Raw genomic sequence first — 20,126 nt, 5'->3', positions numbered from 1 at the left:
TTATCGACCTATGGTGATCCATTGTCCATTTTTATAAATCTGGATGTAACTCCAGAACAATTCTTCGGGAGAGTAGTCGCCATCCCAGTTATTGAACCCCGTCAATACGGTATTTTCGTGATAGGTATAGATGCCTGTAGCACCGTGCTGCGTTTCTGCGCTGTACCTGACGTTTTGAATAAAGTTTTGGTTAACCCAATCGACGGTTGCACGCGCCCCAACCTCACGGTTAAAGGTTCCCCAATCAACGCGGCTATTAACCTGTTCAATAACCGCATCCCATAACCATTTATTACCCCACCGGCTGCCCAGAATATTGCCATCGCCGGCATGCGTTGCCGCACCTACATTGAAGGTTCCTTGAATCGTTACGTCATGGCCCAACGTCATTGCGCCCGTTTTCACATTGACGGCCATCGGGCGTAGGTTGTTAAACGTGCCGTACTGGTTTTTTGCATTGGTCAACATTAAATACAAGCTGCTGCCGTCGTTACGCCAGAACGTCCCGTGATCGCCGCCGACAATGCGATAGTTATCGATGGATGTTGATTGAATTTCCGCGCTGGTTTTGACTATGCCAGTCAATTGCCCGCCAGCTTTCGCCAAGTAGCGCCCGTCAGCCTCGGTTTTATTCCATGCGTTGACATCACCGGCCAACAAATTGACATCACCACTCAGCGGCTTGCCGTTGATTTTGAGTGAACGTACCGCGTATTTTTTCATTGCTTCAGCGTCAGTCAGCGCACCGGTTTCCTGCGCAGTGGGCGGCTTGGCTGTCGTATAAATACGGGGATTTGCAGCCTGATTGGCCTCGATTCCCCAATGCAATTCATTATCCAGAGCAACGCCAAGACGCATTAATGGCATAGCGCCAATCTGAAAACCTAGCGATAAATTACTCTGTGCAGTAGGTCTGCTCATCACAAATGGGGTATGCGCACTGCTCTCGATCCGCAGGAATTCTCCCTCAGTGGAAGCACTATCGGATTTTATCGCCAGCTTCTTCACCGTGCCGCCTGTCAGCATCAGATAACGCCCGTCGGCCTCCGTTTTATTCCACGCATTTACATCACTTGCCAACAGGTTAACGTCACCGCTTAACGGCTTGCCGTTAATCTTGAGGGCGCGTAAAGCATACTTTGCATCAGCCTCTTTTGCGGTGTAACTGTTGCCGGAGTGCAGGAATTCAAACCAGCCGTCGATCCCTTTCCCAGCCTCTTTGGTGCGAAATGACATCCGCCCCTGACGCCAGCCAATCTGCAACCCGAAATACTCGCCCCCGGCGCTGGCCTGCCACGTCTGATTGATAATCCCGACGGAACTCCCCGCCTGAGCAAACGGCGGTTTATCCGGGTCGTTGACTTCTGCCCATGTAAATCCGGTAAACGCCCCTTGCCCCCAGATATCCGCCAGCGCGTGACGCCGTGCGGGCGGCGTCAGCCCCAGCCCGAAAGCCTGATCGGCCGTCAACACTTGCCCTGCGGCTTCACCGATATCACGTTGGGCGGCAGATTTTAACGCCAGCGCTTGGCGCGCCTTGGCTTTGTCCGGCAGATCTGAAAGGTTGTTAACGCGTTGAGCATAGCGGCCGTCAGCTTCTGCTTTACTCCATGCACCAACATCAGCCGCCGTGGGCTTGTAATCCGTGGTGTAAATCCGCGACCACTTAACCCCGTTTTCAGATCGGTTAGACGCACCAATAAAGGCCGCACCTAAGCCCGATACACTGATATATCCCGTGGACGGCGCGGCATCGCACGGCAGGCTAAGCACCCCGGCGGCGATATTGCCACTGATCGGCGGTTTGTTTTCGGAAGCCATATTCACGCGGTAAATTTGCGCAGTGTTGCAATAGGCGTTATCAAACGCTCGCGCACCGCCACCCAGCCCAAACGCACCGACGGCCATCAATTGCCCGCCTTCAACACCGACGTTTTTTGTTGCCGCGCTGCCCAGTGCAAGATTGCCGCGTGCAGCGGCCTTATCGGTAAGGTCCGACAGATTAGCGGCCTTTTTGGCGCTGGCATCACTGACCGCTTTCAGCGCCTTTGGCGTGGCAGCCTTAGTTTCGTCGGTACTGGTTGTGGCGCTGCTCAGTTGCACCAAGCCTTTCGCCGTGGTGCTGGCGTCCGGGTGATTGCGCGTTTTCTCATGGGCGCTAATAGCATCGGCAACAAAATCTTTGGTGGCCAATACCGTATCGCCCCCGGCGATCACCTGAATCGCCTCAGTGCTGCTGACAATCAGGATCATGCGCAGCGTCTGCGTTCGCCCGCTGCCCTCCGCCAGTTTTGGCTTGTAGCTCTCCGCCATATTGGCGACGGCGATCAGCGTTCCGGCTTCGTCATACAGGCCCATTTCCCGCAGCCAGAACCCGCCGACGTCGGCCGGGATAATCAGCTCCGCCACAATGTTGTTTTTCACGGCGCCGATTGTCAGCCCATTGAGCGCGGCGCGGTATTTCTCATTGACCAGCTTGGTCTGTGCAGGATTCGGTGTCGGCAATGTACCGTTACCGTCACCGACAGCCATACGGGTGATTTTCAACTGGGTACCGCCAGCGGTGGCGGCGGCAATTTTAGCCGCCCCGACGGTGGTAATAATCGCTTTGTATTTGCTCATGCTTTTCTCTTTATCCGGGGTAAACGGTAATGACATCGCCATCCACGACGGCCGCGCCGGTGTAAATCCGGCCGGGGATGTCCTGCAAGATGTTGAGGCCGATCAGGTGGCGGCTCAGCGGCTTGGCATCGGCGATCAGGCGTTCCATTTCCCGATACATCTCCTCGGTGATACCGGTTTCCAGCACGCCAATATCAAGCCTGAAGGTGCCGGGCGGATCGTCACCGTGGAACCATTCGATAACGTTAATCAGGTAGCCGAGCGGCTCCACCACGCGGCGCACGGCCCCAATGGTGCCTTTATGCCGGTGAATGTAGAACGCGGCGGACACCACGCCCCGCTTGATGTCCTCCGGCCAAGCCTCATCCCACCTGTCGACGGAAAACGCCCACGCCAGATAGGGCAACAGCGGCAAAGGACAGGTTTTTGGGTTCCACAGGTCACGCAACGCAACCGGCACATGCTCCAGCTCCGCGCACGCAGAGGCAGCGGCCACTTCCAGCGGCGATGAACCGACCGGTAACAAGCGGTTATTCATCGTCATCGGCGCGCCCTGGTGTAATGGTGTAACCGGTGCAATAACCGGCCTGCGTCTTATCAAGCACAATGTCAGCGGGCGGCTTGATGATCTGCACGTCTTCCACGCCTTCGACTTTCAGCGCGGCATTGATGCCGGAGCGGCGGATATTTCGGCCAAGTCGTCGCATGTTTTGCACGTAAGCGCGCAGCCGTTTATCCGCCGTGTCGAGGATAGGCGCGACCTCCGGGCCGGGGTACAGAGACAAAACGGCTTCGATGGCGTAACGGGTAATTTTTGCCGACTGCACGGTAAGCCGATCGCCGACCGGGCGCACATCTTCATCATTCAGCGCTACGCTGACGGCCTGCAACAGATCAGGGCTGGCAGTGCCGTCGCCGTCACGCGATAACACCGTGACGGTCACGCTGGCCGGGGTTGGGCTGATCGCCGTCACATCGGCCACACGGCCATCCGCCGAGCGGGCGTGAAAACGGTATGAACCGGCCGATCCCGCCGTGCTCATCCCTTCAAAGGCGTCTTGCAGACGCAGGCGATAATCCTCGTCTGACTCCATGACCGCCGGTGTCGGCGGGATAGTGGTTTCATCTGCCGGGGTGATCACCAATCGCGGGGTACTGAAATTAGCGCCGATCTGGTCAAGATCTCTACCGGTGGCATAAGCCAGCATCAGCGCTTTAGCGGCATCGTTGACGCGCTGACGCAAAATCACCTCACGGTAGGCGTTTTCCTGCAGCAGCTTCACGATCGGCTCAGACTCCAGCGCCAATGTGCGACTAAGGGCTTCCCGCTGTTCCTCCGGGTAGAGCGAAATCAACGTGGCCTTACGCTCAGCCAAAATGTCTTCATAATCCACTGTCTCCACGATGAGCGGTGCGGGCAGTTGGGACAGGTCAATGGTTGCCATGGTTTCAGCTCACAGGAACAGACAGCGACAGCGCGCCGGGGGCATCGGTGCGGGTGCCGGTGATGTCGATCACCATCTTGCCGTCGTATGTGGTGTTAAAGGTGATGCCGGTCAGTTTTACGCGTGGCTCCCATGCCAGAATCGCGCTGTAACAGGCGGCCATGATCTGCAGGCGCAGCGTGTCATTCTGCGGCTGGTCGAGCAGTGCCGACAGCAGCGAACCATAGGCCCGGCGCATAGGGCGTGAACCCTGCGGCGTGATCAGGATGTCTGCCACGGACTGGCGAATATGCTCGATGTTCGTCAGTGCGCGGCCGGTGTCGCGGTTCATGCCAAGGTATTTCGCGTTGTTCATGCCGGTTTATCCGTATTGCCGCCGCCGTTCTGGACGCCGCCGTGGGTGTGCTTATCAACGACAATGCCGTTGGATGAGAACGAGCCGCCGCTGTGCTCAATGCTGCCGGTCATCTTCCCGCCCTTCAGCACTTCCAGCGTGCCGGTAGTGAGCTTGTTCGTGCAAACCACCTCCGGCGCATCAAGGGTGATTTTGTCAGCCTTGACCATCACCACTTTGGTGCAGGCGGTGATGGACTCCGATGCCTGTACGTTGGCAGTTTTTATGCCGGTCACACTCAACGCGCCGGTTGCCGGTTCGTACTCAATCACGGCACCGTCCGGGAAGGTGATATGAATGGCATCCACCGAGGCCGATGGGGCCGGGAAATCATCGGAGAAAATGCCCGGCAGCACAAAGGCGGTATCCAGCTCGCCGCCCAGCGCCAGCACTAACACTTGCTCACCTTCAGACGGTGCCCACCACACGCGGGTACGCCCGGCACGGCAGGTTAGCCAATTCAGCCAGTCGGTAAGGTTGCCACCGGTATCGACACGGCAAAGACCGCGCTCAAGGTCGACGGCGTTCACGGTGCCAATGCGGATAAGGTTGCGCAGCAGGCGCAGAATTTCAGGAGCATTCTTTGTCATGGCACATATCATGATTCTTTTAAAAAGCCACTTCTAGAAATGTCTCCTTGTTGTCCCATCACACAACCATGTAAAATCCTTCCCCTCACACTTTAAACAGCTATAGCCTAGTAACCTTCGGAAGTTAACGATGAAATCGAATAAAAAAATTCACACAACAGTTAAAATATTCATTATTTTCACCTTCGTAGTAATTTTAATATCAATATTTTTCCCTTGGCTTAGCAAAATTATATTTCCAAACACTGAACTTGGGATTTACAATAAGGAGTTCTGGTATAATTTTCTTATCAACGCAAACGCAACAATATTAGACTTCTTTGTAATTGGGGTCGTGATATATTTCCTAGACCAACGAAGAGGAAAAACCGAATTAACTCAGGAACTACTTAGAGACTTAGAAGATTTCGCACCTCACTCCACTGTAGAATTAAACCTAAAGAAAGTCGGGATAATAAAAAGATTGATTAACCTTGGCGTGAATAAGATAAATATACAACGAATTTGTATTAAAGACGTTGAGATAAGGAACATATCAATAATGGATTCAGATTTAACAGGGATAAATCTTGAAAGGTCAAAACTAAAGAACTGCAAGTTCGAAAGGTGTAATCTTAGATCACTTAATCTAGATGGTGGGAAAATAAAAAATGTTATTTTTAAAAAATGCCAAATAAGAAACATGAAATTAATTGACGGTACTTATTCAGCGTTGTTACTCGAGGATGTAGATCTGAGCAACTCGACTTTTGTGAATTCAAATTTATCAGGTGCAATATTCAAAAACTGCGAACTAAGTAATGTTACCTTTGAAAAGTGCAATTTGAGAAATGTTAATTTTAAAACATCAAAAAACATTGACATATTAGCTCTAAGCAAAGCAGAAAACCTTGATTACATTCATGCAGATGAGATGATTTTAGATGGATTGAGAGTATTAAGACCAGATTCAAAATACAGAAGAAAATAAAAAAACACTATCATTTCAATACGGCGTCAGGGAATCGAACCCATACAGACAAAGCATTTTACTGATCTGACTGGAACCATCCCGCCTAACTTGAAAAATATATTATCAATTAGACTTTGTCAACGTACTTTCAAACAAAAAGGAAAATATTATATTTTCAATAAAAATAATATCCTTTGGATTAAACCCAAGCAACGGACGGGCCTCATATTTTACCGCTTCGCTGTGCGGTGATGGCCGGTCACGCAGGCCATAATGGTGCACATTAGCCATGCGCTTAACGCGGCCGACAAACGCCACCACCGCATCTTCGCTGCTGCCCTTGGCTTTCATATAGCGCGCGGTGCGCAGCTTGGAGAACATCGCCCGTTCACGCAGGCGCTTTTTGCTGCGCAGCGAGGTTTTTCGCGGCGCATAGGGCGTGCCGTCCGGGGCCTGCTGACGTTTGATGTTCTGCTGCTGGCTGGCGCGCAGCCGTTTTGACACGGCAACGGCCAATGACTTGCGCGATTGCGGCGACAACTTGGCAATCAGCCCGGCCAGCCGGGCGTCAAATGGGCTAAACTCGTTCATGCCATTCACTCACTAATTCACCGTGTACATAGAGCTGCATGGGGCGCGTCACGTTTTCCGGCAATGGCGGCTCCGGCAGATGCTTAACGTGCAGCGCGCCGCCGTCCTGTTCTTTGACCACCACACGCTCGGTCAACTGCAGCGACACGCTGAAATCATAAGAGCCGTCGTTATTAAAATCCGTCTCGAAAGTGCAGCCGGTGCGGCGTTTTTCCTCAGTCGCCATAATGTCCGGCTGGTTCTCCCGCAGCCACGCCTGAATCGGCACCATGATTAAATCCAGATCGCCGGTGTAGTCGAGAAACAGCAGATTCAGCGTATAACGGTATTCATGCGACAGCGAGGTGGCAAGCGTGGCAGCCACGCTGCCCCGCTCTACCCGCACCTGTAAATTTCCGGGGTTACGCTGTAGCCATTGCAGGCAGTTTGTCAGCTCAGCGCGGAGCTGTTGCGGCTTTAACATCGTGTTGCTCCTGACAGGTTTTAATGGCGTCGACCTGCACCGCGCAGGCCGCTAACGCATCTTCAAGCTGGCGAATGTCGGCGCTCAGGTCGCCGTTAGTCGCCGGACGGCTGGCCGGTATCTGACACAGGTTCACCGTCGGACAGCCAACGTAGATAATCTGCGGCACCGGTGAAGCCGGGGCGCTGGTGCAGCCTTGCAACATCAGCAGGCAAAGCAGTGTTGAACCAATCGCGTAAAGTTTGGTTTTCATTGAGTAATCTCTGTATTTTTTGCTCGCGCTTCAGTGCCAGCCGGTATGCGTTGTCGAGGTCAGCTCTCAGGTTTTTCTCTTCCTGCGCCAGTTGGCCGGCCGCTGTTTGCAACCTGCTGATCGCCGTGCGGGTGTCGGTCAGCGCCGCCGTTATCTTGCCGTTTTCCCGCTGCGCTTCGCCCAACCGATCACCCAGAGCGATAACCTGCCATTTAAGCCAACCGGCGACAGCCAGCGCCAACAACAGAAACAGCACGGCAACGCGGTTCATGATGCGGCCCCTTTCAGGCAATAGGCCATCTCCGCCGCCCGCCGACGCTCCAGCCCCTTGGATTTGGTCCCGTTGACATACACCCAGCGCGGCAACTGCTGACAGGCGCTGCGCCAGTCCTCCCGCTTGATGAAACCGGCCAGTGTGGAGTCACACGCCGCCGTCACGCCGACGTTAAAGGCAAAGGACACCACCGCGTCATAAACCGGTTGCGGCATCGTGACAGGTATACAGCGGCCTATGGCACGCTCCACCCGATACACGTCGGCCACCAGATTGACGGCGGCTTGGCGCTCGCTGATCACCGCGCCCGGCGATACACCGGCAGTGTGGCCGATGCCGCTGGTCCAGACACCCGCTTGGCACTGGTAGGGCGACAGCTGACAGCCCTCAAAATCAGCCAGCAGGCGCAATCCCCCCTCAGAGGTATGCAGCGCGCTGTATTGCGGCAGCAACGCGGCCAATGCCAGCACGGCGGCCACCGTGCAGCGTTTAGCGATTGAGTTCATCGAATGCCCTCCGGCTGACGCCGAGCTTGTTCAGCAACTGGTAGCTTTTGCGGCGGTAGTACCAGTTAACGATAAAGGTGCCGACGCCGACGGCGGCCCCAACCATAAAAGCGATGTCCTGCGGCGAATACTTGCCGATCCACGCAAGGAACACCGCCACCGCGTAGGCTAAAAATGAGGTGATGCGCTCCATTGTTAATCCCATAAATTGACGGTTTCACGCTGCGGCGCGGCGGTCACGTCCGGCAGCTCGACCGGCTGACCGTGGGGCAAAATTACCCCGGCATCGGCCAGCCCTGCATTGAGTGAATAAACCTGCTCAACCACACCCTGCGTGCGCCCGTAGTAGCGCCAGCAAATCGCGTCAACGGTGTCGCCCTGTAGGGCGTAGACTTTCATCAGAGCAGCCCGATGATGCAGTGAGAACGCTCGGCCACGTTGCTGATCGCATTGCGGGCGTTGCGCCACAGCTCGCCGATTGAGGCTTCAATCACATCGGCCTTGCGGCCGCCGGTGACGGTGGTGTCTACACTGCGGTATTGCTCCGAGAGCGTCGCCATGGTCATGGCGCTAACGGCGTTGCGGTACTCGCTCACCCGCACGCTTTCGCCGTCAATCTGGTCGCCCGGCACATCCTCCAGTCGCTGGTAGCCGTCGGCCATCTGGTTGCGGCGGAAGGTGAACAGCTCGGCGTTGACCTCCGCCATCGCGCTTTTAATCGCCAGTCGCAACCGCGGGGCGGTGATCGTGCCTTCAATGCGCATAACATCGCGCACCTCCGCCGGGCGGATATCCGGGAAGAAAAAGACGTTTTTAACGATCGGCTCATCCTCCGGGCGCGGTGCAGGCGCGTCCGGGCGTGGTGTATGAATTACGATGCTCATTTGACCTCAAAAAATAGGGGGCGGTGGACGACGGCGTTGACGAGGTGAAACCTGTCGCGGCCGTCGTGCCGCCCGGCGCGGGGCGCGTTCTGTCAGCGGCTGGCGGCGGTGCGTATCGCCCGCTCCAGCCGTTCAATGTCCTTTTTCACGCCGCAGCCGTTATGCAACTGCAACGCACGCTTCAGGTGGTTTAATGCCAGTTCAGCCCTGCCCGTTTCGCGTAGGACGTACCCGGTGATCTTGTGCAGCTTGGCGCGCACTTGGTCGGGCATGTCTTCTGCGTCGGTGAGTTCCATGGTCTGCATGAGGTGGTCAATATTGACCGGCTCCCCGGCCTCATGGGCGCGGGTGGCAGACTCGGCGACGTCTTCTGCGATGAGGTACGGCGTGGAGCGTGCGAAATTGCCCGGCGGTGCCAGCTTGTGGCGCAACGCATAGCGGGCAATGTCCAGCGCGCCGGGGATGTCCCCGGCATCCAGTCGCCAGATCATGACCGTCATCAGAATGGCGTCCTGCGCGCCGTTACCTTCGGTCAGCACTCCGGCAACCCATGGGGCATAGTCCGGCAGCAGTTGGCGCTTGAGCTCGGCCTTGCGCTCTTGAGAGCGTATCTGCTTGAGCTTTCGCTTATCTTCATAGAGTTTAAGCATCATCAGTTCGTAGCCGTTGGCATGGCGCAGCGGGTCATTTTTCCGCTGCGCGGCCTCGACCGCTGACTGGAGCAAAAGGTGACGGCGGGCAGGGCTGGTCATGGTTATTTACCGCCTTTCGCTTTGTCGTCTACTGGAGCTTCCTCCGGGCCTGTCACCTCAACATCAGCGACAGGCTCCGCCGGGGCTGCAGCAGCCTTCACCGCTTCAACGATGGCACCGGCCAGCGTCTTGATGTCCTCACCGGAGGATGTCAGCGCCGCCTTGGTCTGCGGATCGGTTGGCTTAGCAGGCAACAGCTCGATGTTTTCCACCAACGCGCCGCAGGCATAATCCTCCACTACGTAATCCTCGTTGATGGATTCGTAGTTTTCGATGCGGTCTCGCTTAGAGTTTTCCACCATATGACGGCGGTGCGTGTCTTCCTGCCAATAAATCGACAGGTTATCCATGCGGGTGATCAGCAGCGCATCCGCCGGGAAGTAAGGCACGCGCACTGCGGGCAGATTGCCGATGCGCTTCTGGCTGATAATCAGATCGGCAGCCATCGCTTCAGTGTTTGGCTGTTCCTGATTGACCAGAGGAAAATACTTGTCAGCCAGCAACTGGCGACCGCAGATCACCACCAGTTCCGGGTCTTCCTGATACCACGGCGCAATCAGGTTGTTGGTGGCATCCATCACCAGCGCATCGAGATTAGCGTAATCGCCACCGGCACCTACGCGGAGCTTTTCAGACACCACGCTGCCATCTTCGGCAACCACTTTATTCATCACCCGGCTCGGCGCGTTGTCGCGGTATTTCTGCAGCCAGCCCGGCGCAATGTCCTGCAACAGCGGGAACTTGATGCGGTTGGAGGTTTTCGCACGGTGCGTGCCGTTAAAGCCGATCATGATGCGGTCCAACGCCTGGCGTTTCACAATCGCATCGCGTAAGCGGGTCTGGAAATCCTGATAACGCGCCCACAGATCTAGGGTGTTGTAGCGGATGTGGAAATCGTAGTTCACCTGCTGGCAGAAATAGCCTTCTGCATCCAGCGTGGCAAAGTCGGCGGTTTCGCGCTCATCGCCGCCTGCGGTGTCGGTGTTGCTGGCAATCGTGCCGCTAACATCCAGCCCAATTTTTTCCGCTTTCATCTCCGGCACCGGCACAATGTTGATGCGGGTCAGAAATGAGGAGGAATCCTGTACGCGGGTCATAATGGTCTGCGTGACAGATGGCTCTACGCTGAATTTCTTATCCAGATCACCGGTGTCGACGCCGTTCAGCTCGGCCAAGCGAGACATAAAAGCATTAAATTTAAAGCGAGTTTGCTTGCGCATTTTTATTCCTGTTTTTATTCGTCTTTATCGGGTGTGACTGCCTTAGCAGTCGGTCAGCACATCCTGTGCGCCGTTTCCGCCGGTGGCGTCTGGGCGCGTCGGCTGGCTAAAATCTTCGGTGGTCGACAACTGCGTTTTCAGCGCAGTGAAAGCAGCGCGGCCGGTGTCTACCTGTTGCTTGAGGTTGGCGACTTCCTCATTAAGCTCGGCCGTGGTCTGGGTAAAACGCGCCTCCGCTTCCTGTAGTTGCTCGGCCACAGTCAACACCGCGCTTTCCATCTCACCAAAGCGCACATCGTCGGTAGCTTGCTTGCGGGTAAAGATCGCCTTAACGCGGGCAGAGAATGAGGATTCCGGGTCAGCGGCTGGCTCAAAATCAAAATGGACTTCCAGCGGGGCGGAAAACTCGATGTTTTCATGGCGGCGGCTGAACTCCAGCATTTCAGTGCCGAGGCTGGCCGGATCATCGGTCACGGCCAGCCCGACCAAATAGGCTTTGCCGGTCTTGGCGAAATCGCGGCGGATCTCCATCGAGGTGAAAACCTTTTGGCCTGCGCCGACCATCGACACCAGATCGGCGGTCGGGGCCAGACTGGCATACAGCGCCCACTTGCCATGCAACAGCGGTTCGCCCGGCTCGTCGATTTTCTCGGCCTTCAGCTCAACCACACCGCCGTAACGGCGGAAATAGCCATCCGGCAAAATGCCCTTGATGTGTTCCATGTTGATACGTGCGCCATACACCTTCGTGCTATAGGTCGCAGCCATCTGCTGAATATCCGCACCGCCGATCTCGCGGCCGTCAATGGTGTCGCCTTCAACGCCAATGCGGAAAAACTTAGAAACTTTCTTTGCCATGTAAACGGCTCCGGTTGTGGTGGTTGGGTTTGGAGCTAGTTTCAGGGGAATGGCGTCGCGTCTCAACGCGTTGCGGTTGGAAGATCTGAGGCACAACAAGGGCTTAATGCAGGGTGTCCGGCGCTTCCGTAGCCTTGACATCATGAAAACGACACCGACGACAACCATCATCAGCGATCCGCGCCGCCAAGCTGCCTTGCTCTACTGGCAGGGCTTCTCTGTGCGCCAAATTGCGGAGACGTTGAACGCCAAGGCACCCACCGTGCAGAGCTGGAAGCTGCGCGACAAATGGGACGATATCGCGCCCATTTCCCGCGTGGAGCAGAGCATGGAAGCGCGGTTGATTCAGCTCATTATGAAAACGCAAAAGGAGGGTATCGACTTCAAAGAAATTGACCTGCTCGGCCGCCAGATTGAACGGCTGGCACGGGTCAATCGCTACTCAATGAGCGGTAACGAGGCAGACTTAAACCCGAATGTCGCCAACCGCAACAAGGGCGAGCGCAAGCCCGTTGAGCGTAACCTGTTCAGCGAATCGGCCATTGCCAAGCTCAACGATATTTTTTTGGGGGATTGTTTCGAATATCAGCGCGGCTGGCACCGTGCCGGGATGCAACACCGCATCCGCAATATCCTGAAATCGCGCCAGATCGGTGCAACTTTCTATTTTGCCCGTGAAGCGCTAATGGATGCTCTGACCACCGGCCGCAATCAGATTTTCCTGTCGGCCTCAAAGGCGCAAGCGCATGTATTCCGCAACTACATCATTGATTTTGCCCGGTTGGTCGAGGTTGACCTAAAAGGCGATCCCATGGTGTTGCCGAACGGCGCACGTCTGATTTTTCTCGGCACCAATGTGCGCACCGCGCAGAGCTACACCGGCAACCTTTATCTGGATGAATATTTCTGGATACCGAAGTTTCAGGAACTGCGCAAAGTCGCCAGCGGGATGTCACTGCACGCCAAATGGCGCACCACCTACTTTTCCACGCCGTCCAGTCTTGCACATTCCGCTTATCCGTTCTGGTCAGGGGAACTGTTCAACAAGGGCCGCCGCAGTAAGAACGACCATATTCAGCTCGACCTCAGCCACAGCCACCTTGCAAAAGGCGTGCTGTGCGGGGATGGGCAATGGCGGCAGATTGTCACGGTAGAAGACGCACTGACCGGCGGCTGTAACCTGTTCGACCTCAATCAGCTCTCCCTTGAATACGCGCCATCAGAGTATCAAAACCTGTTGATGTGCGAATTTGTGGACGATACCGCGTCGGTGTTCCCGTTCGCGGAGCTGCAAAGCTGCATGGTCGATACGCTGGAAGAATGGGAGGACGTCAACCCGTACGCCGTGCGACCGTTCGGCTATCGCCCAGTGTGGATCGGGTACGACCCATCGGAAGCCAACGGCGGCGACAGCGCCGGGTGCGCGGTGATCGCGCCGCCTATGGTGGCCGGTGGCAAGTTCCGCGTGCTGGAGCGCCACCAGTGGCAAGGCATGAACTTTGCCGATCAAGCGCAGAAAATCAAAGACCTCACCGAAAAATATTGCGTGGAGTACATCGGTATCGATGCGACCACCGTCGGGCAAGGTGTTTTCCAACTGGTGCGCGAATTCTTCCCGGCAGCGCGGGAAATCAAATACACCCCTGAAATCAAAACCGCCATGGTGCTGAAAGCCAAAGACACCATCGGGCGCGGCTGTCTGGAATACGACACCAGCCACACCGATATCACCGCCGCCTTTATGGCGATCCGCAAAACCATGACCGCCAGCGGCGCACGCTCCACCTACACCGCCAGCCGCAGCGAAGAAGCCAGCCACGCCGATGTCGCGTGGGCAATCATGCACGCCTTGCTTAACGAACCGCTGACCGCAGGCAGCGGCCACAGCAGCCCGAACATTTTGGAGTTTTATTAATGAGTAAGCGCAAAGGCCGCAAGGCACTCACCTCCCCTGCCCCTACCACTCAGGGGCAAGACTTTGAGGCGTTCTCCTTTGGAGAGCCTTCTCCGGTGTTGGATAAGCGGGAAATTCTTGATTACATCGAATGCACCGGTAACGGCAAATGGTACGAGCCGCCGATCTCGTTCGACGGGCTAGCGCGCAGCGTGCGGGCCGCCGTTCACCACAGTTCGCCAATGTTCGTGAAACGCAACATTTTGGCGTCTACCTTCATCCCTCACCCCATGCTGAGTCAGCAGGAATTTAGCCGTTACGCGCTAGATTATCTGGTGTTTGGGAATGCATTTTTAGAGGTAAGGAAAAACCAACTTGGCGAACCGCTTCGCCTGCAATGCTCACCGGCAAAATATACCCGCCGGGGTGTTAAACCAGATACATATTGGTTTGTACAAGACTGGAAAGAGCCTCACCAATTTGCGCCGGGGAGCGTGTTTCACCTGATTGAACCGGATATTAACCAAGAGCTGTACGGCCTGCCGGAGTACCTCAGTGCGTTGAATTCAGCGTGGCTAAATGAAGCGGCGACGCTGTTCCGCCGCAAGTATTACCAGAACGGCGCACATGCTGGTTATATCCTGTATATGACCGACGCGGCGCAGAGTACCAGTGATGTCGACAGGATGCGCCAAGCCATGCGAGACACTAAAGGTCTGGGTAATTTCCGCAATCTGTTTATGTATGCACCGAACGGTAAACCCGATGGCATAAAAATCTTGCCGCTGAGTGAGGTCGCCACCAAAGATGATTTTTTCAACATCAAGAATGCTACTCGGGACGATTTACTGAGCGCTCACCGCGTACCGCCTCAGATGATGGGGATTATACCGAATAATACTGGGGGGTTTGGGGATGTTGAAAAGGCTAGTCAAGTATTTGTGCGGAATGAGCTAATCCCTCTTCAAGAAAGAATTAAAGAAATAAACATATGGATGAGACATGAAGTAATAAATTTCCACCCTTACTCGCTTTAATTTATTTTCTTGGGCGTAAAGGCAGGCCACGCGCCCTATAATAAAATCATCGATCCAATTTAAAATCTGAAATTTTAACAATTTTTTCAGTCAATAACGGCTTTAATTTATTCCTCGCCCATACGTAATGACTTCTTGTCTTTTCTTTTTTCTTACAAATTAAAGATGTATGTGCGAAATTTTCAGCGATAGGCGAATGAAATGTTTCAAATAGAACATCACCATCTTGGTCTAATAGACTTGTCACTACGCCGTTAATTAAAGAGCTAATGAATGCTTCGCGTCGTGCATTTTCATCAGATGCTTTTTCTGCTTGAGACTTAATTCTTTCCTCAATCACGTTCAAATCACAAATTTTTTCAAGATCCAAGCTAAACCCTCTACTTTTTAGATCATCTAGTGAAATCGCCAGATCTTGAATGTCATTATTAAAATAATGCTCATTAGAAAAAAGTAGTCTTAATAAAGAATCTTCATTTTCGATCATAACAATACCCTCCTCCATGATCATTTTACTTTCAACTCCTCCAGTATGACCGCAGGTAGTTTATTATTAATTGGTGAATCCGCACAAATTTCATTACCGCTCCCTTTTATTTTAGAGTAGTAAGAGAACGTTTTATCACCACAAATTGCCACGTCTAATAATATATTTACAGTATCCCAGTAAAAATTAATTTCCCCACCAGATATAGCTCTAATTTTTGGACTTACTAACCCCTCCATACGAAGATTGTTCTCAATAAAATGCTCAGCATCAATTGCCGCATCTAATGTAGGGCCATCGTCAAAATGTCCTTTACTAGTGATATCCTGCATTAAGTTGTCCAATTTTTTCCTTGCCCCTATATAAAGATTGTGAATATCTCCATTGGCAATAATTGAATAAGTTGAGTTATTAGAATGTTTAACCATATATCTTCTATCTAACCCACCCCCAGATAGAATATATATTCCCCTAATACCCCCAACCCCACTTAAAAGACTTCTATTGAATGCATCAAGGGTGAGTGATTTACTTTTCCTGCTAGTATCACCTTCCGACTTATCCCTTGAATAAAAACCAAAAGAACTTATATTCTCTTTCCCCTTTGACTCCCTCCCCTCAATCCAATCGGCATTACAAATAGAGTTACTTGCATTATTAATAGGAAGAATCATGTCAGTCATAATGAGGCTCCATTTCAGTGATACCTTTCGTCGTTAAGAAATCAAAGAAAATCTTTTTATTAGTACTATGCAAAATTTCCAAGTCTGATTCAAATAACTTCTGAAACTCTGAAAATGAAATATTTCCTTTGTTATTTATACAATCGATATCAATTAGCAAACCATTCTTTTCTTTACCGTCTGGTAAAATAGCTTGAGCCTGCCCAGCCATTTGCATAATTACTAATATTCCATCCTGGTTCTTCTCTGTTCTCACTTGAGTAGAAGAAAGATTTAACTCATGACCTCCCATGTTGATATCAATATTAATAAGTTCGGAGAAATCCCCCCCCCGCTCTGCTTCAATGATATCAATATATTTCAAAGAGAATCTACTCACGCCAGAAACTAATGCATCAAAGTTATTATCATTAAGCTCTGAAACAAGTTTCAGAATATATTTTTTAAATTCCCCCCACCCCATATATGGAATATTGCAAGATAAAACTATTACTCTATCACCAATATGGATTTGGTAGTTATCCCAGTTTGTATAAACCAAAGGAACAAAAGCCAAGTTGGGATCATCATTTCTAATAATCTCCGGTATCTCTGCATGTGGCGTCTTAAACAACCCGTTGCACCCTAACTTACTATAAAGCATACCTGGCAAAATATTTGACAACGGTAGTGTAGTTAAAAATCGCAATTCAAAAACCACATTTACCAAGGGTTCCTTACCCAGCCGCTTAGGAAGTTGATCTTTCATAGCCATCCTTTTACCCTCATTTTTATGCTTGTAGAGTAGCAAAAGCGAGCAACTTTGCAATCGCAACACATGACAAAATGCAGAACGAGATAGATATAGTTATAGTCAATTTTATAGTATCTACAACTGGCCCCGCGCAATGCTATCCCCGCCTCGCCTGCCCGCTTCGTGTGTCGCTTCTCATGCAGATGCATGATCCGGCGCGCTCCGCGCCCGTGCTGATGCAAAGAGGGGAAAACCCACACCGGATCATCATGCAAATTCATGCACCTAATGCATGCATGGGGCAATAAGTGCTAATGACTTTAATCTCGTGCTAATAATTCAGTCAGCAATACTTTAATTGCGGCACTAAGTTCAGCTATTTCGCTACACGCAACCAAATTATCAGTGCGCTCCTCGATTTCCCTTGAGCTAAGGTCTTTCACACGGGCAAAATGCGCCATTTGTAACGCCCATTGCTGACCACTTGAAAGGGATCTTTTCATGTCTGATAACCTCAATTCATTTAATAAATTCACTGCGGAGATTTTCACCACTCTTCTCTCCACATTCCCAGTGCCTCAGTACATCTCCTATGAGAAATTTGATGCAAAACTGCCTGATGACTACTGGGGTAACATTAACTCGCCAGAAGCCAAGGCCGCGATGGATCTGCGTAGTGTCGTTGAAGGCACATTCAAATTCCTGGAGGAGAATGGGTACATAATCCTGAACAGCGGACAGGATGGTTTTTCGAACGTACGCTTAACCGAAAAGGCAATGGTAGCGCTCAATATGAAACCTGCAGCATTAGGAGGAGATGAAACAATGGGAGAACGCATTATGAGCGCAGTTAAGGAAGGAACTCCCGGGGTTCTAGCCGGAGCAGTCACTAATCTTCTTACTTTCGGGATCAATGTACTAACTCAATAGTTACATTGCCAAGCAGCCATGCGATACGGCATGGCTGTCCTCAAAAAAGCTTAAGTAGCCTCTAAACCTCGTTTCATACGGTAATATTAGTAAGCCGCTTGATCACCGCTGCTTTCTCTGGGGCGATATTGGTTTTCATCTCCCCTGCCAGTTCTGATATCCATATCAACGCAATGTCTTTATCCTTCGCTTGGCTCTCATAGCAAACCCCCAGACGGGCGATGAGTTCAATACGTTCCAAAACAACCAATTCTTCCACTGCTGGTAAATGCACCCTGTTCCTCCGATGCTTAATTACTGTATGCATATACAGTATCAACCATAAATTTCGCTTCTGCAACCAATTATTAAAAACCTGCCCAATCACTAACCGGCGCATACTGCATTGAAATATCACCAAATTTGACTTTAGCACCACGAGCTAGCGCTTCCAGTTCCCAGCGCTTAGCGACAATGTCGTGCAGTGCCAAATCGGCCCGAATTACTCCCAGCCGTTCACGTTCTACCGAGGTCAATCTTGCTGAAGGGGCAACATCTGGAACGCTATAAGGGTCAAAACTGCGCTGGGGTTTCTTTATCTGTGAAGGAATAGCCCGTATACGGCTCATAACAGACCGTGTAATGGTCATATCATCCCAGTCAATTGGGGTTTCCGGCGGGTGTTCCAGCACATCCACGGCCTCTACAGGCTCACTATCCTGCGTATCTGTCACGCCTTTGCTATCGGCCAACCCACAGTTATTGACAGGACTCCGAGGCGCGCCGGAGGCGCTTTTCAAAGTCAAAGGCTCAACGGCAACGGCCTTAGCGACAATGCGCCATTGCGTCGTGCGAGTTTCATAAACTCGATCGGCGCCGATATGCGGGGCAAAAATCCCTGTGATTTTCTGGACTTCTTCGTCATAGGCGTTGAGTTCGTCGGCAACCCGGCGGGCAACACGCACGGTCTGATCATCGCGGCCAATGTTCGGCCCACCCTGCGCCAAAATGTAAGCGGCAAAATCACCGGCATCAGCGGCAGCGCGTACCGCCTCCACGCTTTCGTCGAACTCATCGGCCAAACTGACAAAGCGGATCTTGCGGCATTCACGCCATGCCCCACGCGACGGCAGGCCGATAAACTGAAATTGTGGGATACGCCACGTTGACGCCCACGCGGTGACCGCTGCGGCCGTATCAGTCAACAGTTCGCCGGTTTCATGATCGCGCTCGCCGTCCAGCGCGTAGCCGTCGATGTTTTTCGCGATGTATTTGGCGATGTAGCCCGCTGCACCGCCTTTGTTCATGTGTTTGCAGTCGAAGCGATTTTTAGCTGCACCACGCTCGTCGCCATCTTCAGCCATGGCATAACGGCGCATGATATCGATCACCTGCTGGCGCTGCTCTTTGGAGGTAAACAGCATCATATGCCAGTGAGGTGTTGCATCGTGATGCGGCTCGACAACGCGCACGCCGTAGACCTGCAGGCCCGCATCTTTAAACGCAGTGCGGATCTTGCTAAACAAGCTCACAAGGTAGCGCTGGCCGTCTTTCGGCGTATACGCCTCTTCATCCCAATTGTGGTTAAACTGCACCTTCGGGCTGTTTTTGCCGACGGTACGTGTCGGATGGTATTTGGATGGCGTGGTGATAGTGATAAACATCCCCTTATCGCCTTTAATCTCGGCAGCCTGTTGAACCCCGGCAACTATCGTCATTAACTCCATGCGGCGGATCTCCGGGTTAGAGATACTCGCCATTACCTTATCGATTAGGCTGAATCGCTCGCCGGTTTCGACGTTCTCCAGCTCGCGGCTGTTGAGGTAATCAAAGTTAGACTGGCGACGAGCTTTCACTTCACGGATCGCCTGCTTGCTGGCATAGGACGACGCCCCACGGTTCACATTGCCGACGGCAATCAGCAACGCCTCGCGCCAGCGCGTGCGCTGGGCTTTTAACTGGCGTTCCCACCATTCCGCATCTACCAACCTAGACAGACTTGCGATCGCTGCCCGGGCATCAAGTTTGCCCTTGCGGTATTTGCTCCAGTGCATCGGTGTGATGTTGAAAGCTCGAGCCATCGGCGCGGTATGACCATAAAAACAGGCTTGAGTGCTGTCTTCAAACAGCCCTGTATTGTCTCCGCCGTTGCATTTAATGAATTCTTCAACGCGGCTCTCATAGATAGACAGCAGTTGACCGGCCACGCGATCCGCAAGGCGTTTCAGCTCTTTGTCATCCATGCCCGGTAAGCCAGCATAATTATCAATCTCAGCCATCCAGCGAGGTGAAGCCGCTAAGTTCATTCCATTCTTGGCATTAACGGCTTCAATACGGGGCCAGATGCGGCGCTCGAACTGAAACACCAACCATTTATTGGAGTCATGCAGCCCTTTGGATTTAAGCAGATAGTCATGGCGTGACAGGAAAATGGCGCTGAGAAAACGCGGTAGAGAGTGGATATTGCGTAAAACAGCTTGCCCCTGAGCGTGTTCCTCACGGGTAAGCGGTCTTACTGGCCCGGCAACTGCCGGGCGTGGTGCATTCCATGGGTAAGCCCATAGATTTCGTTCAGTCAT

At 52.7% G+C, this 20,126-nt stretch carries 26 protein-coding genes; 4 read left to right on the top strand and 22 right to left on the bottom strand.

The window, feature by feature from the left end; translation table 11 throughout:
- Genes ACTJJ1_RS02015 through ACTJJ1_RS01995 form a run of 5 tightly spaced genes read right to left on the bottom strand, consistent with a single transcriptional unit; the run spans position 1 to position 5,051 of the window.
- Positions 1-2,622 carry a phage tail protein gene (locus ACTJJ1_RS02015; RefSeq protein WP_440832202.1) on the bottom strand — a complete coding sequence of 874 codons (2,622 nt, stop codon included), beginning with the start codon at positions 2,620-2,622 and terminating at the stop codon, positions 1-3.
- A gap of 10 nt (positions 2,623-2,632) precedes the next feature.
- Positions 2,633-3,160, bottom strand: coding sequence for a phage tail protein I (locus ACTJJ1_RS02010; protein WP_440833585.1), 528 nt, complete (start codon positions 3,158-3,160; stop codon positions 2,633-2,635).
- Positions 3,153-4,067: a baseplate assembly protein gene (locus tag ACTJJ1_RS02005; protein WP_440832200.1), complete on the bottom strand. Its 915-nt coding sequence runs from the start codon at positions 4,065-4,067 to the stop codon at positions 3,153-3,155. The genes ACTJJ1_RS02010 and ACTJJ1_RS02005 overlap by 8 nt, the downstream gene beginning before the upstream one ends.
- Before the next feature lie 4 nt (positions 4,068-4,071).
- Positions 4,072-4,422 (bottom strand): GPW/gp25 family protein, encoded by a 351-nt coding sequence (locus ACTJJ1_RS02000; RefSeq protein WP_440832198.1) that lies wholly within the window; start codon positions 4,420-4,422, stop codon positions 4,072-4,074.
- Entirely contained in the window at positions 4,419-5,051 is a 633-nt protein-coding gene (locus ACTJJ1_RS01995) for a phage baseplate assembly protein V (protein WP_440832196.1), read from the bottom strand. The genes ACTJJ1_RS02000 and ACTJJ1_RS01995 overlap by 4 nt, the downstream gene beginning before the upstream one ends.
- A 130-nt stretch (positions 5,052-5,181) precedes the next feature.
- On the opposite strand from ACTJJ1_RS01995, the gene ACTJJ1_RS01990 reads away from it, so the two are divergent.
- The gene (locus ACTJJ1_RS01990) at positions 5,182-6,021 is read left to right on the top strand and encodes a pentapeptide repeat-containing protein (protein WP_440832194.1); all 840 of its coding nucleotides are present in this window, start codon (positions 5,182-5,184) and stop codon (positions 6,019-6,021) included.
- Positions 6,022-6,126: 105 nt separating this feature from the next.
- Here the strand turns inward: ACTJJ1_RS01990 and ACTJJ1_RS01985 are convergent, their stop codons facing one another.
- The 11 genes from ACTJJ1_RS01985 to ACTJJ1_RS01935 form a co-directional block, all read right to left on the bottom strand.
- Positions 6,127-6,594, bottom strand: coding sequence for a phage virion morphogenesis protein (locus ACTJJ1_RS01985; protein WP_440832192.1), 468 nt, complete (start codon positions 6,592-6,594; stop codon positions 6,127-6,129).
- Positions 6,581-7,057: a phage tail protein gene (locus ACTJJ1_RS01980; protein WP_440832191.1), complete on the bottom strand. Its 477-nt coding sequence runs from the start codon at positions 7,055-7,057 to the stop codon at positions 6,581-6,583. The genes ACTJJ1_RS01985 and ACTJJ1_RS01980 overlap by 14 nt, the downstream gene beginning before the upstream one ends.
- Positions 7,029-7,262, bottom strand: a complete 234-nt coding sequence (gene lysC / locus ACTJJ1_RS01975) for an Rz1-like lysis system protein LysC (RefSeq protein WP_440832189.1) — start codon at positions 7,260-7,262, stop codon at positions 7,029-7,031. Before lysC ends, ACTJJ1_RS01980 begins: the two co-directional genes overlap by 29 nt.
- Positions 7,153-7,581 (bottom strand): Rz-like lysis system protein LysB, encoded by a 429-nt coding sequence (gene lysB / locus ACTJJ1_RS01970; RefSeq protein ID WP_440832187.1) that lies wholly within the window; start codon positions 7,579-7,581, stop codon positions 7,153-7,155. The genes lysC and lysB overlap by 110 nt, the downstream gene beginning before the upstream one ends.
- Entirely contained in the window at positions 7,578-8,090 is a 513-nt protein-coding gene (locus ACTJJ1_RS01965) for a lysozyme (RefSeq protein WP_440832185.1), read from the bottom strand. The genes lysB and ACTJJ1_RS01965 overlap by 4 nt, the downstream gene beginning before the upstream one ends.
- Positions 8,074-8,283, bottom strand: a complete 210-nt coding sequence (locus tag ACTJJ1_RS01960) for an HP1 family phage holin (protein WP_006324488.1) — start codon at positions 8,281-8,283, stop codon at positions 8,074-8,076. Before ACTJJ1_RS01960 ends, ACTJJ1_RS01965 begins: the two co-directional genes overlap by 17 nt.
- A gap of 2 nt (positions 8,284-8,285) precedes the next feature.
- Positions 8,286-8,489 carry a tail protein X gene (locus ACTJJ1_RS01955; protein ID WP_440832183.1) on the bottom strand — a complete coding sequence of 68 codons (204 nt, stop codon included), beginning with the start codon at positions 8,487-8,489 and terminating at the stop codon, positions 8,286-8,288.
- Positions 8,489-8,974: a head completion/stabilization protein gene (locus ACTJJ1_RS01950; RefSeq protein WP_440832181.1), complete on the bottom strand. Its 486-nt coding sequence runs from the start codon at positions 8,972-8,974 to the stop codon at positions 8,489-8,491. The genes ACTJJ1_RS01955 and ACTJJ1_RS01950 overlap by 1 nt, the downstream gene beginning before the upstream one ends.
- A gap of 92 nt (positions 8,975-9,066) precedes the next feature.
- Positions 9,067-9,726 (bottom strand): terminase endonuclease subunit, encoded by a 660-nt coding sequence (locus tag ACTJJ1_RS01945; protein ID WP_440832179.1) that lies wholly within the window; start codon positions 9,724-9,726, stop codon positions 9,067-9,069.
- A gap of 2 nt (positions 9,727-9,728) precedes the next feature.
- Positions 9,729-10,946, bottom strand: a complete 1,218-nt coding sequence (locus tag ACTJJ1_RS01940; protein WP_440832177.1) for a phage major capsid protein, P2 family — start codon at positions 10,944-10,946, stop codon at positions 9,729-9,731.
- A gap of 42 nt (positions 10,947-10,988) precedes the next feature.
- Positions 10,989-11,804 carry a GPO family capsid scaffolding protein gene (locus ACTJJ1_RS01935; protein ID WP_440832175.1) on the bottom strand — a complete coding sequence of 272 codons (816 nt, stop codon included), beginning with the start codon at positions 11,802-11,804 and terminating at the stop codon, positions 10,989-10,991.
- A 142-nt stretch (positions 11,805-11,946) separates the two neighbouring features.
- Between ACTJJ1_RS01935 and ACTJJ1_RS01930 the strand changes: the two genes are divergently transcribed.
- Together ACTJJ1_RS01930 and ACTJJ1_RS01925 are read left to right on the top strand one after the other, a co-directional pair.
- The gene (locus ACTJJ1_RS01930; RefSeq protein WP_440833584.1) at positions 11,947-13,719 is read left to right on the top strand and encodes a terminase ATPase subunit family protein; all 1,773 of its coding nucleotides are present in this window, start codon (positions 11,947-11,949) and stop codon (positions 13,717-13,719) included.
- A complete protein-coding gene (locus ACTJJ1_RS01925) occupies positions 13,719-14,735 on the top strand; it encodes a phage portal protein (RefSeq protein ID WP_440832173.1) in 1,017 nt (338 codons plus the stop codon). Before ACTJJ1_RS01930 ends, ACTJJ1_RS01925 begins: the two co-directional genes overlap by 1 nt.
- 46 nt (positions 14,736-14,781) lie before the next feature.
- Here ACTJJ1_RS01925 and ACTJJ1_RS01920 read toward each other — a convergent pair whose 3' ends face one another.
- The 4 genes from ACTJJ1_RS01920 to ACTJJ1_RS01905 form a co-directional block, all read right to left on the bottom strand.
- Positions 14,782-15,222 (bottom strand): hypothetical protein, encoded by a 441-nt coding sequence (locus ACTJJ1_RS01920; protein WP_440832171.1) that lies wholly within the window; start codon positions 15,220-15,222, stop codon positions 14,782-14,784.
- 20 nt (positions 15,223-15,242) lie between these two features.
- Positions 15,243-15,905 carry a hypothetical protein gene (locus ACTJJ1_RS01915; protein ID WP_440832169.1) on the bottom strand — a complete coding sequence of 221 codons (663 nt, stop codon included), beginning with the start codon at positions 15,903-15,905 and terminating at the stop codon, positions 15,243-15,245.
- Positions 15,898-16,653: a TIGR04255 family protein gene (locus ACTJJ1_RS01910; protein WP_440832167.1), complete on the bottom strand. Its 756-nt coding sequence runs from the start codon at positions 16,651-16,653 to the stop codon at positions 15,898-15,900. The genes ACTJJ1_RS01915 and ACTJJ1_RS01910 overlap by 8 nt, the downstream gene beginning before the upstream one ends.
- A gap of 305 nt (positions 16,654-16,958) precedes the next feature.
- The gene (locus tag ACTJJ1_RS01905; RefSeq protein WP_440832165.1) at positions 16,959-17,141 is read right to left on the bottom strand and encodes a hypothetical protein; all 183 of its coding nucleotides are present in this window, start codon (positions 17,139-17,141) and stop codon (positions 16,959-16,961) included.
- Here ACTJJ1_RS01905 and ACTJJ1_RS01900 point away from each other — a divergent pair.
- Complete coding sequence (locus ACTJJ1_RS01900) at positions 17,140-17,568, top strand: hypothetical protein (RefSeq protein ID WP_440832163.1); 429 nt, start codon at positions 17,140-17,142, stop codon at positions 17,566-17,568. The two genes, ACTJJ1_RS01905 and ACTJJ1_RS01900, sit on opposite strands and share 2 nt — an antisense overlap.
- A 73-nt stretch (positions 17,569-17,641) precedes the next feature.
- Here ACTJJ1_RS01900 and ACTJJ1_RS01895 read toward each other — a convergent pair whose 3' ends face one another.
- Entirely contained in the window at positions 17,642-17,827 is a 186-nt protein-coding gene (locus ACTJJ1_RS01895) for a hypothetical protein (protein WP_440832161.1), read from the bottom strand.
- Between the two features lie 88 nt (positions 17,828-17,915).
- Complete coding sequence (locus tag ACTJJ1_RS01890; protein ID WP_440832159.1) at positions 17,916-20,126, bottom strand: replication endonuclease; 2,211 nt, start codon at positions 20,124-20,126, stop codon at positions 17,916-17,918.

The sequence above is a fragment of the Serratia sp. 22264 genome, assembly GCF_052045345.1.
GTDB classification, from domain to species: Bacteria; Pseudomonadota; Gammaproteobacteria; order Enterobacterales; family Enterobacteriaceae; genus Serratia; species Serratia plymuthica.
Note: the sequence above shows the minus strand (reverse complement) of the source record. Positions and strands in the feature narration are given on the sequence as shown.

Excerpts from the sequence above, each read along its gene's own strand:
- ACTJJ1_RS01990 (WP_440832194.1), top strand. The coding sequence starts at position 5,182 with ATGAAATCGAATAAAAAAATTCACACAACAGTTAAAATATTCATTATT.
- ACTJJ1_RS02005 (WP_440832200.1), bottom strand. The coding sequence starts at position 4,067 with ATGGCAACCATTGACCTGTCCCAACTGCCCGCACCGCTCATCGTGGAG.
- ACTJJ1_RS01985 (WP_440832192.1), bottom strand. The coding sequence starts at position 6,594 with ATGAACGAGTTTAGCCCATTTGACGCCCGGCTGGCCGGGCTGATTGCC.
- ACTJJ1_RS01905 (WP_440832165.1), bottom strand. The coding sequence starts at position 17,141 with ATGAAAAGATCCCTTTCAAGTGGTCAGCAATGGGCGTTACAAATGGCG.
- ACTJJ1_RS02010 (WP_440833585.1), bottom strand. The coding sequence starts at position 3,160 with ATGAATAACCGCTTGTTACCGGTCGGTTCATCGCCGCTGGAAGTGGCC.
- ACTJJ1_RS01900 (WP_440832163.1), top strand. The coding sequence starts at position 17,140 with ATGTCTGATAACCTCAATTCATTTAATAAATTCACTGCGGAGATTTTC.
- ACTJJ1_RS01930 (WP_440833584.1), top strand. The coding sequence starts at position 11,947 with ATGAAAACGACACCGACGACAACCATCATCAGCGATCCGCGCCGCCAA.
- ACTJJ1_RS01910 (WP_440832167.1), bottom strand. The coding sequence starts at position 16,653 with ATGAAAGATCAACTTCCTAAGCGGCTGGGTAAGGAACCCTTGGTAAAT.
- ACTJJ1_RS01925 (WP_440832173.1), top strand. The coding sequence starts at position 13,719 with ATGAGTAAGCGCAAAGGCCGCAAGGCACTCACCTCCCCTGCCCCTACC.
- lysC (WP_440832189.1), bottom strand. The coding sequence starts at position 7,262 with ATGTTGCAAGGCTGCACCAGCGCCCCGGCTTCACCGGTGCCGCAGATT.
- ACTJJ1_RS01935 (WP_440832175.1), bottom strand. The coding sequence starts at position 11,804 with ATGGCAAAGAAAGTTTCTAAGTTTTTCCGCATTGGCGTTGAAGGCGAC.
- ACTJJ1_RS01890 (WP_440832159.1), bottom strand. The coding sequence starts at position 20,126 with ATGACTGAACGAAATCTATGGGCTTACCCATGGAATGCACCACGCCCG.
- ACTJJ1_RS01950 (WP_440832181.1), bottom strand. The coding sequence starts at position 8,974 with ATGAGCATCGTAATTCATACACCACGCCCGGACGCGCCTGCACCGCGC.
- ACTJJ1_RS01980 (WP_440832191.1), bottom strand. The coding sequence starts at position 7,057 with ATGTTAAAGCCGCAACAGCTCCGCGCTGAGCTGACAAACTGCCTGCAA.
- ACTJJ1_RS02000 (WP_440832198.1), bottom strand. The coding sequence starts at position 4,422 with ATGAACAACGCGAAATACCTTGGCATGAACCGCGACACCGGCCGCGCA.
- ACTJJ1_RS01965 (WP_440832185.1), bottom strand. The coding sequence starts at position 8,090 with ATGAACTCAATCGCTAAACGCTGCACGGTGGCCGCCGTGCTGGCATTG.
- ACTJJ1_RS01960 (WP_006324488.1), bottom strand. The coding sequence starts at position 8,283 with ATGGAGCGCATCACCTCATTTTTAGCCTACGCGGTGGCGGTGTTCCTT.
- ACTJJ1_RS01920 (WP_440832171.1), bottom strand. The coding sequence starts at position 15,222 with ATGATCGAAAATGAAGATTCTTTATTAAGACTACTTTTTTCTAATGAG.
- ACTJJ1_RS01940 (WP_440832177.1), bottom strand. The coding sequence starts at position 10,946 with ATGCGCAAGCAAACTCGCTTTAAATTTAATGCTTTTATGTCTCGCTTG.
- ACTJJ1_RS01955 (WP_440832183.1), bottom strand. The coding sequence starts at position 8,489 with ATGAAAGTCTACGCCCTACAGGGCGACACCGTTGACGCGATTTGCTGG.
- ACTJJ1_RS01995 (WP_440832196.1), bottom strand. The coding sequence starts at position 5,051 with ATGACAAAGAATGCTCCTGAAATTCTGCGCCTGCTGCGCAACCTTATC.
- ACTJJ1_RS01915 (WP_440832169.1), bottom strand. The coding sequence starts at position 15,905 with ATGACTGACATGATTCTTCCTATTAATAATGCAAGTAACTCTATTTGT.
- ACTJJ1_RS02015 (WP_440832202.1), bottom strand. The coding sequence starts at position 2,622 with ATGAGCAAATACAAAGCGATTATTACCACCGTCGGGGCGGCTAAAATT.
- ACTJJ1_RS01945 (WP_440832179.1), bottom strand. The coding sequence starts at position 9,726 with ATGACCAGCCCTGCCCGCCGTCACCTTTTGCTCCAGTCAGCGGTCGAG.
- lysB (WP_440832187.1), bottom strand. The coding sequence starts at position 7,581 with ATGAACCGCGTTGCCGTGCTGTTTCTGTTGTTGGCGCTGGCTGTCGCC.